The organism is Streptomyces gamaensis, from assembly GCF_042656465.1.
Classification (GTDB): Bacteria; Actinomycetota; Actinomycetes; order Streptomycetales; family Streptomycetaceae; genus Streptomyces; species Streptomyces gamaensis.
Genome location: NZ_JBHSPB010000025.1, coordinates 39,060 through 53,011 on the forward strand (window position 1 = coordinate 39,060; position 13,952 = coordinate 53,011).

A 13,952-nucleotide genomic window follows, 5' to 3' on the forward strand; every position below is an offset into this window, starting at 1 on the left:
CGGCGGAGGCCGGGCGGAATCATGGATGCGGGGGACGCGAGGGCGTGCGGGGGATGCCGCCTTCGACCACGGGGCCACCAGGCCGTGTGGCTTCTGGATGAGCGCACAGGCCCGATCGATCCGCCGGTCCCGTCCGCGACGGCGCGGGCGCAGGCGACCGCGGCGCGGGCTGTTCGCGTTGGCGTGCAGGGGAGTTGTCCGTGACGGATGTCTTCGTCGACTCGTTCGTCCACACCTTGGGCGAACGCAAGGTGGAGGTCCACGAATCGGCCGCGGCAGGACGGCTGGTGTCGCGGCCGCAGGACCTTCAGGAAGCGGGCTTCCGCCTGCACCACATCTGTGAACCCGCCACCACCTCCTACGACCTGGCGCGGCGGGTGACGGCCGAGCTCGCGGACTCGGGCCGGCTGGGCCGTATCGACGCGATCGTCTACGCGAGCTGTCTGCCCGGCAACGCGGGCGGCGACGACCCGCGGGCGTGGGAGGCCGACCGGGACGTCAAACACCTCATGGACTTCCCCGCGAGCCGGCTGCAGGCCGAGTTCGGGCTGCGGAACGCCGTCGTGTTCGGCCTGGACCAGCAGGCGTGCACCGCGATGCTGGGCTCCCTGCGGCTGGCCGGGGCCCTGCTGCGGGCGGAGGAGGACTGGGAGCGGGTGCTGTGCGTGACGGCCGACCGTTTCCCCGAGGGCGCCCTGTACGAGCAGGCGTACAACCTCATCTCCGACGGGGCCGCCGCCTGCGTCGTCAGCCGGCGGCCCGCCGCCTTCCGGATAGTGACGGCCCATCAGATCACCAATGGCGGCCTGGGCCGGGCGGGCGACGACGAAACGGTGGGCAGTTACTTCTCCTACACCCACCGGCTCGTCCGCGAGACCCTGGACCGCGCCGGGCTGACCCCGGCCGATCTCGACTGGGTGGTCACCCAGAACACGCACGCCACGGCGTGGCAGATCCTGGCCCGGCTGCTGGGCGTGGACTTCGACAGGGTCTGCTTCTCCTCCCTGCCGGACGTCGGCCACGTCATCTCGGCGGACACCGTCGTCAACCTCTGCGAGCTGCTCGCCACCGGGCAGGTGCGGCCCGGAGCGCGGATCGCCCTGGTGATGGCCGGTTTCGGCCTGAACTGGCAGTGCGTGCTGCTGGAGGCCACCCCGGCCGTGGCCGGGGTCCGGCCCGGTCCCGGCCCCTCCTTCTCCGCCCCGGCCCCCCGACCCGACCGATGCCCGTCCGACGCCCATCCGATGAGGACCGCGTGAGTACGACCGACACCCGCACAGCCCGGCTGGCCGAGGCACTCGCCTCGCTCGGCCCCACCGCCGCACGGCTCAGCCACCTCTCGCGGCGCTCCTACCAGAACCCCTACACCGCGGTGGAGTGGCCCGGCGAAGTCCGGCCCGAGGAGGAGTGGTTCAGCAGCCCCGAGTACGTGAGCCTGTACGGCACCGGCCACTGGGAGCGGCTCGACGACAGGGCGCGCCGCCGCCTCGCCTTCCACGAGGCCGCCAACTTCTACAGCCTCAACATCCATGGCGAGAAGGGCCTGATGCAGGGCCTGGCCGAGCGGCTGTACCGCAAGGACCTGCTGGAGGTGGCCGGTTACCTGCACCACTTCCTCGACGAGGAGAACAAGCACAGCGTCTTCTTCGGCGGGTTCTGCTCCCGGTACGCCAAGGTCTACCGCGGCCGCCGGTTCTCCTTCGAGGAGGCGCGCGACCACCGTCCCCGGGACGTCGAGGACTTCCTGTTCTTCACCAGGACCATGGTCTTCGAGGAGATCGTGGACCACTACAACCGGGCGCAGTCCCGGGACGCCCGGCTCCACCCGCTGGCACGGTTCATCAACCACAACCACCACGTCGAGGAGGCGCGTCACCTGGTCTTCGGCCGCCGCCTGGTGACCGCCCTGTGGGAGGCGTGCGCGCCCTCGTGGGACAGCGACACGGTGGCCGGGGTCCGCGACCACCTCCGCGAGTACGTCACCGCCAGCTGGCGGGAGTACTACAACCCCGACGTCTACGCCGACGCCGGTCTTGACGACCCGTGGGGAGTCGCCGAGTCGGCGTGGTCCGCGCCGGCGCAGCGGGAGCACCGCCGCGCGGTGTCGCAGAGGGTCATGGATTTTCTCACGACGACGGGAATCGTGGACGAGGAGCCAGCGGATGCGTTCTGACCAGGAGATCCGGGAACAGTTGCGCTCCTGGGTGCTCACCAAGTCCGCGGGCCGGGACGGTGACCGCGTCACCGACGGGACCGCCCTGTTCGAGGAGCGGTACCTGCGGTCGATCCACCTGCCCGAGCTGATCCTGCTGCTGGAGAGGCTGCTGGAAGTGGCTGTCGACGTCGAGGACCTGCGCCCGGGGGACTTCCGGTCCATCGACGCGATGATGCTCCGGTTCGGCGGCCGCTGCGGGCACGGCACCGGTGACGGCATCGGCGGCAGCGGGGTGGCGTCATGAGCCGCACCGCGCTCGACGGGCCCGTGCCGCTGGGGGAGTTGGCCCGCGTCGGGCTGTCCTGGCGGTCGTCGGGGCAGGTGGTGCTGCGCGGTCCTCTGCTGCGGCTGGCCGAGGACTGCGACCGGGCGTTCGCGGATCTCGCCGGTCTGTGGCGGGCGGAGGAGGAGCGGCACCCGTCCTGGCTGCCCGCGAGCCGGCTGCAGCGGGTCGACTATCTGCGCTCCTTCCCCCATCAGGCCGCGTTCGCCACCCGGTTGGGCCCCGGGGAGGCGGATCTCGACGCCTTCCTGGCCGGTCCGGTCCTCGACGAGGACGGGGCCGTGGCCCGCGCCCGGCTCTCCCCCGCCTCCCAGGTCCTCACCCCGGCCGCCTGCTACCACGTCTTCGACGAGCGTCTGGGGCAGGCTCTCGACGGCACCCGGTACGTGACCACACGCAACACCTGCTTCCGGCACGAGCGGGAGTACGTGCCGCTGCGCCGGCTGAGCGCCTTCACCATGCGGGAGGTGGTCTGTCTGGGGACGGCCGCCGATACGGCCGCCTTTCTCCAACTGGCCCGGGATGCCCTCGACATGTTCTTCTCCCTCGTCGGCCTCGCGCCGGCGTGGCAGGCCGCGACGGACCCGTTCTTCCGGCCGCGCGACAATCCGCGCTACCTGCTGCAGCGCGTCGAACCGGTGAAGCACGAGGCCGTCCACGGCGGCGATCTGGCCATCGCCTCCGTCAACCGCCACCACGACCACTTCGGTGCCGGTTTCGACATCACGCTCGGCGGGGAGCCGGCGCACAGCGCCTGTGTCGCCTTCGGCATCGAGCGCTGGCTCTGCGCGCTCACCGGCCGGCACGGCACCGATCCCGGCTCCTGGCCCGATGCGGTGCGGGCGGCGGCGGCCGTGCGCCGGGCGTTCGGCGGGGGCCCGGCATGAGGGGAACCACGCTCCTCACGGGCGCCGACGGCTACCTCGGGCAGCGCCTCGCCGCCGCCCTGCTCGCGGAGGGCGACGACGACCTCGTCCTGGCCGTCCGCGCCGGGGACCGGGCCGAACTCGACGGGAAACAAGCCCGGTTGGCCGCCGCGCTCGGCGAGGACGCGACGGGCCGGACGCGGATCGTGGCCGCCGACGTCACCCGGGACGGTGTCCTGGACGGCGTCGACGCGCGGCGCGTGACCCGTATCGTCCACGCCGCAGCGGTCACCCGCTTCACCGTCGAGCGCGCCACCGCACGGCGCGTCAACGTCGACGGCACCGCCCGGATGCTCGCGTTCGCGTCCCGCTGCGCCAGCCTCCAGCGGTTCGCCCTGCTGTCCACGCTGTACGCGGCGGGCCGGCGGCGCGGCGACGTCCGCGAGGAACGGCTGGCCGACGCCGGCTTCGTCAACCACTACGAGTGGTCGAAGTGGGCGGCGGAGGAGCTCGTGCTGGACGCCGCCGGTGAACTGCCGGTCTGTGTACTGCGGTTGCCCACCGTCGTCGCCGACGACGACAGCGGCCGCGTCACCCAGCACAACGTCTTCCACAACACCCTCAAACTGTTCTTCTACGGGCTGCTGTCGCTCCTGCCGGGCGAGCGGAGCACCCCGCTGAGCCTGGCGACCGCCTCGTTCACGACGTCGGCGCTGGTGAGGCTGCTGGACCCCGCCGTCTCCCGCGGGGTCTACCACGTCTGCCCGGACCCGGGCGCGACGGCCTCGCTCGGTGAGCTCGTCGATGCCGCCTTCGCCGTCTTCGAGCGCGACGAGGGGTTCGCGCGGCGCGGGGTGCTGCGCCCGCTGCCCTGCGACGAGGAGAGCTTCACGGACCTGCTGGGCGCCTCCGGGCTGCTGCGGGCCGGGCCCGTGCACCAGGCGCTGTCCTCGGTCTCCCCCTTCGCCCACCAGCTGTACCTGCCGAAGACCTTCCACAACACGGCGCTGCGGGCCGCCTGGCCGGCCTGCCCGGCTCCCGATCCCGTCGCCCTGGCGGAAGCCGTCTGCGGCCGGCTCGTCGCCTCCCGCTGGGGCCGCCGCTCCCAGGAGGTGGACACGTGAACCTTTCCGAGAACGACCTGTGGCTGCTCAGCTACTACCGCTCGTCCGAGATCAACGGCGCCCTGTTCTTCGGCCGGGTCGCCCGTACCCTGCGCGGGGGCCCGCTCCAGGCGGACGTGACCCACCACTTCGCCGACGAGGCCGACCACGCCAAGCAGTGGACGCGCTGCATCGAGGACCTCGGCCACAGCGCGCGCAAGCTGTCCGGCGCGTACCAGGACCAGTACCTCGACGCGGTCGGCCTGCCCGCGAACCTCATGGAGATCATGGCGATCACCCAGGTCTTCGAGAAGCGGGTGATCGGCCAGTACCGCCGGCACCTGCGGGCCCCGGACGTCCACCCGCGCGTCCGGACGACCATCGAGACGATCATGGAGGACGAGCGCTGGCACGTGAAGTACGTGCGCGACGCGCTGCGGGAGATGGCGGCCGCCTACGGACAGGACGTCGTGGACGACACCCTCGCCCGGTTCACCGCGGCCGACGAGGAGGTCTACGCGAGGACCCTGGCCGAGTACGGCGAACGCGTCGCCTTCCTCGGTGACCGCCCGTGAAGGTGCTCGCCGTGCTGACCCGGCAGCCGCTCGCCGAGGCCTCGTTGACCGCGCGGGAGCGGGAGCGGCTCGCCGCGCTCCCGGCGCGGGCGCGCGGCCAGTGGCTCGTCTCCCGGCGTGCCCTGCGGCTGCTGCTGGGCCTGCTGGGGCTGCCGCCCGACACCGGCGCGTACGCCTTCCCCCACCGGCGGCTGTCGCTCTCGCACGGCGAGGGGACGGCCGTGGCGGCCGGCGCGGTGCCGCGCTCCGCCGCCACGGCACACCGGCTGCGGGGCCTCGGCGTCGACTTCGAGGCGGACCGGCCGGCGCGGGTGGACACCGCGCGCTTCTTCCTCGACGAGCGCGAGCGGTCCTACCTCGCCGCGCTGCCCGAGGCGGCGCGGGCCGGCGAGCGGCTTCGGCTGTGGACCGTCAAGGAGGCGCTGTTCAAGGCCGATCCGCACAACCGGCGCACCGTGCTGCACGACTACCGCACGGCCGACCCGGCGGCCCGCAGCGGCCGGGCCCGTACCCCTCACGACACCCGTCACGACACCGTCTTCGGCTACACGAGTGCCCGGATCCCCGGCGGCCGTCTGACCGTCGCCGCGGCCCTCGCGGCGCCACGACCACGAGAACCGGAAAGCGAGAACCCTGTGCCCGCCCTCACCTTCGACGACGTCGCCGACCGCGTCGGCTCGACGCTCTCCGTCCCCGCGGAAAGACTGACGCCGCAGACCACGCTGCGGGAACTCGCCGCCGACAGCTTCCTGCTGGTCGAGATGGCCATCGATCTGCAGGAGGAGTTCGGCACCGTGTTCACCCAGCACGAGCTGCGCGGCGTCAGCACGCTCGGCGAACTCGCCGCGCTCGTCGGCGTCCGGCCCTGAGCCCGCGGCCCGCCGTGTCCGAGCGCCTGGTCCGGGCCATGACCCGGTTCCGCCTTCCTGTGCTCCTGCTGTGGCTCGTGGCGCTGGTAGCGGCCGGGGTGGCCGCGCTGCCGCTGGCCGACCGGCTGAGCGGCGGCGGCTGGTACGTACCCGGCTCCGGTTCGCAGCAGGCCGTCGCCGCGACGCGGTCCGGCTTCGCCGACCGGGGCGCAGGCGGGATGACCGTGGTGGTCCGGGACGAACGCAACACCGCCGACAGCCCGGCGTTCGAGGCGCGCGTGCGCCGGGCGGTACGGGAGGTGACCGGGGACGGCAGGCTCCGGGTGGCGGGGAGTTACGGCTGGACCACGCTCTCCCCCGCCCACCGCGGACCGTTCCTCGGCAAGGACGGCCGCACCGCCGTCACCCTCGTCGGCCTGAAGCTGGACGACGGCACGGCGCGGCGCGTCCTGCCCGGCGTGCAGAAGGACATCGACCGCCGCTGGGCGCCCGAAGGGCTGCGGGTGAGTCTGGTGAGCGCCGCGACGCTGTTCGGTGAGATCAACGAGCTCAGCCGCGAGGGCCTGACGAAGGCCGAACTCGTCACCTTCCCGCTGCTGTTGGTGATTCTGCTGTTCCTGTACCGGGGCGTGGCGGCGGCCGTGGTGTCCTTCGTGGTCTCCGCGACGGCCATCGTCCTCACCCTGGGAGTGATGTCGCTGCTCGCCCGGTACGTCGAGCTGTCGGTGTTCGTGGAGAACGCCGCCACGATGATCGGCCTCGGGGTGAGCGTCGACTACTCGCTGTTCGTCATCTCCCGCTACGTCGACGAACTCGCCCGCGGGCACGACCGCGACACCGCGCTCGCCACGGCGCTGCGCACCAGCGGCAGGACGGTCGTCTTCTCCGGGACGGTGGTCGTCCTGGCGATGTCGAGCCTGTTCCTGGTGGATCTCAACGTCATCCAGTCGATCGCGCTGGGCGTCGTCGTGGTGGTGGCCTTCGCGGTCCTGGCCTCCGTGGCCGTGCTCCCCCTGGTGCTGCACCTGCTCGGTGAGCGGGTCCTGTGGGGGCGGCTGCCCGGCCGGCGCGGACGGCCCGAGGAGCGCGGACGCCGCTGGCGGGGCGCGGCGCGGCACATCATGCGCCGGCCGGTGCTGTTCCTGACCGTCGCGGTCCTGGCGACGGCGGCGCTCGCCGCGCCCTCGCTGTCCTTGCGCACCTTCACTCCCGACGCGCGGATCGTGCCGGAGTCCTCCCCGGTGCGTGCCGGATTCGACGCGATGCGCGAGCAGTTCGGGCCCGGCAGCGCCTCGCCGCTCACGGTGGCCGTCACCTCGCGCACCCCGCTCGACGCGTCGGCGGACGGCGGCCGGCTCGTCGCGCTGCGGGACCGTCTGGCCGCGCTGCCGCACGTCGTGCGGGTGGACTCGCCTCTGGAGGCGCTGCGGGCGGCGAGTCCCGGACGGCCGTTCGCCGCGCTCGGTACGGCCGCCCTCGGCCGGCTTCCCGGCGATGCCCGCGCCACCGTCGACCACTTCGTCTCCGCCGACCGGCGCACCCTGGTGCTGGAGGTCGTCGCGGACGACTACGCGGCGGCTCCCTCCTCCCGCGCCCTGGTCTCCTCGACGCGTTCACTGGTGGACCGGTGGGCCTCACCGGGCCTGGACGCCGTGGTGGGCGGCGAGACGGCGGAGGGCGTGGACGCCAACGCCGCGATCGAGAAGAAGCTGCCCGTGGTGGTCGCGGTCATGCTGGTGGTGATCTACCTCCTGCTGCTGGCCAGCTTCCGGTCGCTGCTGCTGCCCCTGAAGGCGATTGTCATCAACCTCCTGTCGCTGGGGGCCACGTACGGGGTGCTGGTGCTGGTCTTCCAGCACTCCTCCGTCGCCGGGCTCCTCGGTTTCCAGGAGTTCGGCCATCTGCAGAACTTCGTGCCCGCCCTGCTGCTGGCGATCCTGTTCAGCCTGAGCACGGACTACGAGGTCTTCCTGCTGCACCGGATCCGCGAGGAGTTCGACGGCGGCGCGGACAACACCACGAGCGTCGCGAACGGGATGGCACGCACCGCGCCGCTGATCTCCGGTGCCGCCCTGCTGATGGTGGCGGTGTTCGGGGCCTTCGCCTTCACCGGCATCGTGCCGATCCAGCAGCTCGGCCTGGGACTGGCCGTCGCCGTCGCCCTGGACGCCACGGTCGTGCGGCTGGTGCTCGTGCCCGCCGCCATGCAGCTCATGGGCGCGTGGAACTGGTGGCTGCCCGGGCGCCGGGCCCGGACGTCCCCGCCCGTGGGGGCCGAGGAGCCCGCCGCCCGGCCCTGAACCGCACCGCAGTCGTCATCCTCGAAGACACCCCGGAAAGGACATACCGCACGTGGACGGCTCCGCTCTCCTCCTGCTGTCGCTGAACTTCGCCTGCATCGGCGCCCTGCCGCGCGTCTTCTTCCGCTCGGACGGCCGTCTCAACGTCAAGTGGTGGCTGACGGCATGGCCGTTCTTCCTGTGCCCGGCGCTCGTCGTGCTCGCGGCGGTCCTCGGCCGGGAGCCGCTCGCCCCCGTGGGCTGGCGCACCGGACTGGACCTGCTCGCGGTGGTCCTCGACGCGGCCTCCATCGCGCTGATCTTCCTGACGCTGGGCACCCACCGCGTACCGCTGGCGCTGTGGCACCAGGACGACGACGCGCCCCGGCACCTGGTGACCCACGGCGCCTACCGCCGGATCCGGCACCCCTTCTACTCGGCGTTCCTGCTGGCGTTCCTCGCCGCGCTGTGCGTGTGGCCGCACTGGGTCACCGCCGCCTTCGCGGTGTACGGCTTCGCCGCGCTGCGCTCCACGGCGGTTCGGGAGGAACGGCGGCTGGCCGCCTCGGAGTTCGGCGCGCAGTACCGCTCGTACCTCGCGCGCTCCGGGCGTTTCTTCCCGCGCCTGGGCAGGATCCCGGCGGACGGGACGCCGGCGGCCGCCGCGGCCGTCGAGCACTGAAGGGGGCCGGTGATGTCACGTCTGATCTCCTGGCTGACGCGGCCGCACCCGCAGCGGGGTGTCCGTTTCGCCGACGACCGCGGCGGCTGGGACTTCGTGCCCTACCGGGAGCTGGCCGTCTGCGCGCGCCGGGTCGCGACCGCGATGGCCGGGGCGGGGGTGGGGCCCGGCTCGGTCGTCGCCCTGGTCCTCCCCAGCGGACGCTCCTTCCTGACCGCGTTGTTCGCCGCCTGGACGGCGGGGGCCACCGTCTGCCCGCTGCTCCCGCCGTCCTTCCAGACGGACGACGAGTACGTGGGTTACGTCTCGGGCATCCTGCGGCAGGCCGAGCCCTCGCTCGTGGTGACCGCCGAGGAGTTCACGCCCCTGGCCGCGCGGGCGATGGCCCGGGCCGGCCGCTCCGACGCGCCGTGGACGCCCCGGGAGGGCACCGTGGCGGCGCCGGTGCGCCCGGCGTCCGGGATCGCCCTGCTGCAGTTCACCTCGGGCTCCACCGGGGCGCCGCGCGGCGTGCGGGTCACGTGGGGGAACATCGCCGCCAACCACGCGGTGCAGGCGCGCATGACCGGCTGGCGGGACGGGGACGGCACCGCGTCCTGGCTGCCGCTCCACCACGACATGGGCCTCATCGGCTGCTGTCTCTTCCCCGTCGCCGCGCAGTCCCCGCTGTGGCTGATGCGGCCGGAGCAGTTCATCCGCGATCCCGCGCGCTGGCTCGCCTGTTTCGGGCCGGGCGGGGCGGCGCACACGGCGGCGCCGTCGTTCGCCTTCGCCTACGCGGCGCGGCGGCTGCGGCCCGGTGTCATCGAGGAGTTGGACCTCTCGGGCTGGCGCACGGTCTTCGTCGGGGCGGAGGCGGTCGACCCCGCGGCCCTGGACGCGTTCGCCCGCCGCGCGGCACCGGCCGGGTTCTCCCCCGAGGCCTATCTGCCCGCGTACGGGCTGGCCGAGAACACCCTGGCGGTCACCGGCGGAGGCGCCCCGGTCCGGCTGGTGCGCCCCGACTGGTCCTCGCTGCGGTGGGGGGAGCCCGTCACGGTCCTGGAGGAGACGGCCCTCGGCGACCGGCCGGTCGGGCCCGGATCCGGCTGGCTGGCCGGGCACGGCGCGCCGCACCCCGCGGACGGTATCGGTGTGCGGGTCCTCGACCGTGCGGGGCGCCCGCTGTCCGAGGGCCGCCTGGGGGAGATCGCGGTGACCGGCAGTTCGGTCGCCGACGGCTACCACGGCGGCCGGGAGGGCGGTGCCACCCGGTTCGCGGGCGGTGAACTGCGCACCGGGGACGCCGGGTTCGTGCTGCGTGGCGAGCTGTTCGTGCTGGGCCGGATGGGAGACAGCCTGAAGCTGCGCGGCCGCAGTGTGTACGTCGAGGACCTCGACGCGAAGGTGGCGGCCGCGGCGGGCCTCGACAAGGACCGTGTCGGGGTGGTGGCCGTCCACGACCGGGGGCGGGCCGGTCTCGCCGTGTTCGTGGAGCGGGCCCCCGGCCCCTGGACGGACGCGGTGACCGGCCTGCTGAGGGGCGAGCTCGGGCCGGAGCCCTCGCTCACCCTCGTCGCGGGGCGGCGCGGCCTGCTCGAACGGACCACCAGCGGGAAGCTGCGGCGCCGGCACATGTGGCGGCTGTTGCAGGAGGGCGGGGTGAAGGGGGCGACCGTCATCCGCTGAGGGCGCCGCCCCGTCCTTGATCAACTTCTGGCCGCAGGTGTCATCCTTCGGCGCTCCACCGCGGGCCGCGTCCGTTGTGATCATGGTGTCCACCCGCAGCGAGCATCGGCGAAGGACACGTGAAGGCCATCGACCACCCCTCGGCGCCCGAACATCCGCGTCCCCGGGCCGGCGGGCGCGCACGTCACCGTGCACGCCGACGGCGCCTGTACCTGGGCGAGAGACAGCAAGGCAGCGGCAGCCCCGAGCCGGCGTACGTCGACGCGGTCATGCTGGCCCCCGGCATCGCCTGCACCGAGGCGCCGTCGGCGTCGGTGACGGGCGGGGGCGCGCAGCCGTACTGGCAGCGCCGGCACACCGGCAAGCCCGATACGTGGCTGACGACCAAGGCCCTGGAGAAGACCGTGCTGCCGGCCGCCGCGGCCCTGCGCAGGGCGCGGGGCCGGGAGAAGGACCGCAAGCCCGCCGGCGGACTGTCCTTCACCGGCTACGCGGGACAACTGGTGGACCAGCTGCGGCAGGTGCCCACCGGCAGCGCGCTGCTGTCCGCGGTGCCCAGGCTGCTGCCCGTACCGGCGGCCGGGGCCGAGGCGCGGCCGCCGTGGGGCCACGACGGTGCCTTCCTGGAGCTCGATCCGGCGGGCGGGCCGCCCCGGCCCGCCGACGACATCCGCGTACTGATCGTCAACGCGGGCCGTGACCTGCGCTCGACGGCCGTGGTGCCCCGGGACGCGGACGCCGCGCGGGACGGCCGGGGCAGCTGCGTCGTCATCGGCCTTCCGTACGCGACCGTGCTGCAACTGGGCGGTGTCACGGACTCCTTCCTGTGGAGCCCGGTGGTGATGCTGGCGAGTCTGCTGTGCCACGCCACCCACATGCTGGCCGGCGCCTACGACTCCTCCCCCGTCACGGTGCCCCGCACGCTGACCCCGGGCGCCTTCGGTACGTACGCCACCACCCGCAGCGCCGCGATCGCCCTGGGCGACAGGACAGCCGTGCGGCACGCCCTGCTGGGTGCCGCGGGTGTCTCCTTCCTGCACGCGGACGGCTTCCTCCAGGTACCGGCCTTCGCGGCGGCCTCGCGCGCGGCCCGCGTGCACCGGGACGCGCTTCCCGCGGAGGCCGCCGGCCTGGCGAGGGCGTACGACGAGGCGGCGGTGGCCCGCAACACGGTGTGGCGGCTCAACGAGGCCGCCGTGGCCCGGGAGTTCGGCTACAGGCCGCGCAAGAGCCATGAGCAGTCCGGTCAGCGGGACTACTCGCAGCGCACCCTGCTGGTCGAGCCGAAGGAGCTGGTGGCGGACAAGAACCTGGTCGACAGCCCCTACTCGGCGTGGGTGAAGGGCAAGGTCGGCACACCGCACGCGTTCTCCGGGCTGAAGGACTCCTGGGAGCGGTGGTGGGAGAACGCGATGTACCTGGACTACCTCTTCGCACCCGTCAAGGCGGCCGTGAACACCGTCACGCGCGGGGCCGTGCCGAGCGCCGTGGTCAATCCGGTGAAGAACCTGTACCGGCTCGCCAACGCCGGGCGCATGGCCGGGTATTACCTCACCGCCGAGAAGCCCGCTCCGGTGGACAAGGCGCCGCTGCGGGCCGCCGGCCAAGCCGTCAACCGCCTGCCGGTGCGCTACGACGCGCACGCGCAGGCCGTCGACGCCGCCTCGGTCGACCGGCTGCTGCAGGCAGCGCGCGACGCCCAGGACACCGAGCTCGCCCTCGCCGGCGGGCGGCCGCCGGACTGGATGCGCGAGCGGCGCGCCCGGACCCCGGGCAAGGTGCTCGGGTGGGCGACGCGCAAGGTGGTGATCCCGGCCGTGCTGGAGATGACGCCGTATCTGAGTACGGCCGCCACCGGTCTGCGTATCGCCGCGCCGCACGCGGTGGCGGCGGTGCCCAGGCCGCAGCGGAGCGCCGTACGAGAACAGGTCCGGCAGTTGGACGCGTTGTTGTGAACTCTCGTGGAAGGAGCGGCGGTCATGTCGCACGAGCTGTTGCCGCAGCCGAAGAATTCGCCTGCCGTACGGACGCGTCCGCCCGCCCGCCGGGCCGACGGTCCGGCGGACGCGTCACGGCTCGGGCTGCTCAGGGCGGTTGCCGCTCAGGGCGGGGTGGACGCCTACCGGAACGCGGCCGGGGAGCGTATGGCAGCGTGGCGTGCCGAGGCCCGGGACCGTGACGGCGACAAGGGGCTGCTGGAGTATCTGCCGCCCGCGCTGCAGCCGCGCGGCGCCCGGCTCGCCCGGGACCGGCGCAAGGCCGACGTGCGGCGCCTGGACCTGCTGGCCGAGCACATGGCCGCGACGCTGCCGCAGTTGGAGACGCTGACCGACGACGAGAAGGACTTCGTGACGGGCGCGGCCGTCGCGGCCGCCACGCGCCGGGCGGTGGCGGCCGGGACGGACCCGGACCTGGACGGCCACTCCCCCGAGGCGCTCCGCGCGGCGGAACGCCTGCTGGCGCGAGCGGCGGCCGCCACCGGGACGGCGGAGGCGGACCGGGCCGCCGCAGCGCACCGGACGCTCCAGCACCTGCTGCACGACCGTGAGGCGCGGGCCTTCGCCGCGTCGCTGACCGGCCTGTCGGCGCAGGAGCTCGACGCGCAGGTGGCCCGGCTGGAGGGGGCCGAGGACGCGCTCTCGCGCCGCCTGTGGGAGACCGCCGTGGGCTGCCGGGCCCAGCACGCCGCGGCGCGCTCCGACAGCGTCGAGGGGTTCCTGATCCAGCATCAGGACCGGCTGCTGCGCAAGCGCGCGGCGATGCCGTTGCGGCTGTTCCACCGGGGCCAGGAGCGCGGGAAACTGAAGCTGCTGGAGGCGGAGGCGCCGTTCCTGACCGGCAAGGACAGTCTGCGCACCGTCTTCGCCCTGCGGTATCTGCTGCCGTTCACCGCTCCGCACGCTCTTGAGGTCCAGCAGAAGCTGGCCGCCGAGCTGCCGGACTTCCTGCGGGCCCGGATCGCCGACGCCCGCGGGTACCGTCCGACGGAGCGGCTGGAGGAGCTGCTGTCGCGGGTGGAGGACGAACAGCGGATCCGCGTGGTGCGGGACATGCTGCCGAAGCTGGGCCGCGACGGTGCCGACGCGCTGTTCAAGCGGCGGCAGGCCGAACACCGGGCGCAGGCGCAGGAGTTCACGGAGACGGTCAGCAAGGCGGAGAAGAAGCGCAACTGTCCGTCCCTGTTCACCGCGTGCTTCGGCGGGGCGGTGGCGGACGACGAGTTCGAGGCGTTCACGAAGCAGGGGCTCGACCTGGCCGCGAAGGCCTCCGGCCTGGCGGCGGACTACGCCTCCTACGAGCGGGTGCTCAACACCCCCGCCTACGCGGGCCGGTTCGCCGCCGCCGAGCACGTCCACGTCTGGAAGGACCGGCTGGGACTCGGCGGCGGCCCGCCGCGTACGGCCTGAACCGG

At 73.7% G+C, this 13,952-nt stretch carries 12 protein-coding genes; all 12 read left to right on the forward strand.

Annotated features, from left to right (window positions below):
* Positions 1 to 200 precede the first annotated feature (200 nt).
* The 12 genes from ACFP1Z_RS29105 to ACFP1Z_RS29160 all read left to right on the forward strand — a co-directional run bounded on the left by ACFP1Z_RS29105 (position 201) and on the right by ACFP1Z_RS29160 (position 13,947).
* Positions 201 to 1,259, forward strand: coding sequence for a 3-oxoacyl-[acyl-carrier-protein] synthase III C-terminal domain-containing protein (locus tag ACFP1Z_RS29105; protein WP_390320680.1), 1,059 nt, complete (start codon positions 201 to 203; stop codon positions 1,257 to 1,259).
* Positions 1,256 to 2,173, forward strand: a complete 918-nt coding sequence (locus ACFP1Z_RS29110; protein ID WP_390320681.1) for a diiron oxygenase — start codon at positions 1,256 to 1,258, stop codon at positions 2,171 to 2,173. The genes ACFP1Z_RS29105 and ACFP1Z_RS29110 overlap by 4 nt, the downstream gene beginning before the upstream one ends.
* The gene (locus ACFP1Z_RS29115; protein WP_390320682.1) at positions 2,163 to 2,459 is read left to right on the forward strand and encodes a hypothetical protein; all 297 of its coding nucleotides are present in this window, start codon (positions 2,163 to 2,165) and stop codon (positions 2,457 to 2,459) included. Before ACFP1Z_RS29110 ends, ACFP1Z_RS29115 begins: the two co-directional genes overlap by 11 nt.
* Positions 2,456 to 3,385 carry a class-II aminoacyl-tRNA synthetase family protein gene (locus tag ACFP1Z_RS29120; protein ID WP_390320683.1) on the forward strand — a complete coding sequence of 310 codons (930 nt, stop codon included), beginning with the start codon at positions 2,456 to 2,458 and terminating at the stop codon, positions 3,383 to 3,385. Before ACFP1Z_RS29115 ends, ACFP1Z_RS29120 begins: the two co-directional genes overlap by 4 nt.
* Positions 3,382 to 4,488 carry an SDR family oxidoreductase gene (locus ACFP1Z_RS29125; RefSeq protein WP_390320684.1) on the forward strand — a complete coding sequence of 369 codons (1,107 nt, stop codon included), beginning with the start codon at positions 3,382 to 3,384 and terminating at the stop codon, positions 4,486 to 4,488. The genes ACFP1Z_RS29120 and ACFP1Z_RS29125 overlap by 4 nt, the downstream gene beginning before the upstream one ends.
* The gene (locus ACFP1Z_RS29130; protein WP_390320685.1) at positions 4,485 to 5,042 is read left to right on the forward strand and encodes a ferritin-like domain-containing protein; all 558 of its coding nucleotides are present in this window, start codon (positions 4,485 to 4,487) and stop codon (positions 5,040 to 5,042) included. The genes ACFP1Z_RS29125 and ACFP1Z_RS29130 overlap by 4 nt, the downstream gene beginning before the upstream one ends.
* Before the next feature lie 11 nt (positions 5,043 to 5,053).
* Entirely contained in the window at positions 5,054 to 5,911 is an 858-nt protein-coding gene (locus tag ACFP1Z_RS29135) for a 4'-phosphopantetheinyl transferase superfamily protein (protein ID WP_390320687.1), read from the forward strand.
* Positions 5,912 to 5,949: 38 nt separating this feature from the next.
* Positions 5,950 to 8,211, forward strand: coding sequence for an MMPL family transporter (locus tag ACFP1Z_RS29140; protein WP_390320688.1), 2,262 nt, complete (start codon positions 5,950 to 5,952; stop codon positions 8,209 to 8,211).
* A gap of 52 nt (positions 8,212 to 8,263) precedes the next feature.
* A complete protein-coding gene (locus tag ACFP1Z_RS29145; protein ID WP_390320690.1) occupies positions 8,264 to 8,872 on the forward strand; it encodes a methyltransferase family protein in 609 nt (202 codons plus the stop codon).
* A 12-nt stretch (positions 8,873 to 8,884) separates the two neighbouring features.
* Positions 8,885 to 10,540 carry an AMP-binding protein gene (locus ACFP1Z_RS29150; RefSeq protein WP_390320691.1) on the forward strand — a complete coding sequence of 552 codons (1,656 nt, stop codon included), beginning with the start codon at positions 8,885 to 8,887 and terminating at the stop codon, positions 10,538 to 10,540.
* Positions 10,541 to 10,659: 119 nt separating this feature from the next.
* Positions 10,660 to 12,495 carry a hypothetical protein gene (locus tag ACFP1Z_RS29155; protein ID WP_390320693.1) on the forward strand — a complete coding sequence of 612 codons (1,836 nt, stop codon included), beginning with the start codon at positions 10,660 to 10,662 and terminating at the stop codon, positions 12,493 to 12,495.
* Between the two features lie 24 nt (positions 12,496 to 12,519).
* Positions 12,520 to 13,947 carry a hypothetical protein gene (locus ACFP1Z_RS29160; protein WP_390320695.1) on the forward strand — a complete coding sequence of 476 codons (1,428 nt, stop codon included), beginning with the start codon at positions 12,520 to 12,522 and terminating at the stop codon, positions 13,945 to 13,947.
* The last annotated feature ends 5 nt before the right edge of the window (positions 13,948 to 13,952 follow it).

Bases quoted from the DNA above. Each gene is read 5' to 3' on its own strand.
- ACFP1Z_RS29120 (WP_390320683.1), top strand. From the start codon at position 2,456: ATGAGCCGCACCGCGCTCGACGGGCCCGTGCCGCTGGGGGAGTTGGCC.
- ACFP1Z_RS29140 (WP_390320688.1), top strand. From the start codon at position 5,950: ATGACCCGGTTCCGCCTTCCTGTGCTCCTGCTGTGGCTCGTGGCGCTG.
- ACFP1Z_RS29150 (WP_390320691.1), top strand. From the start codon at position 8,885: ATGTCACGTCTGATCTCCTGGCTGACGCGGCCGCACCCGCAGCGGGGT.
- ACFP1Z_RS29125 (WP_390320684.1), top strand. From the start codon at position 3,382: ATGAGGGGAACCACGCTCCTCACGGGCGCCGACGGCTACCTCGGGCAG.
- ACFP1Z_RS29160 (WP_390320695.1), top strand. From the start codon at position 12,520: ATGTCGCACGAGCTGTTGCCGCAGCCGAAGAATTCGCCTGCCGTACGG.
- ACFP1Z_RS29115 (WP_390320682.1), top strand. From the start codon at position 2,163: ATGCGTTCTGACCAGGAGATCCGGGAACAGTTGCGCTCCTGGGTGCTC.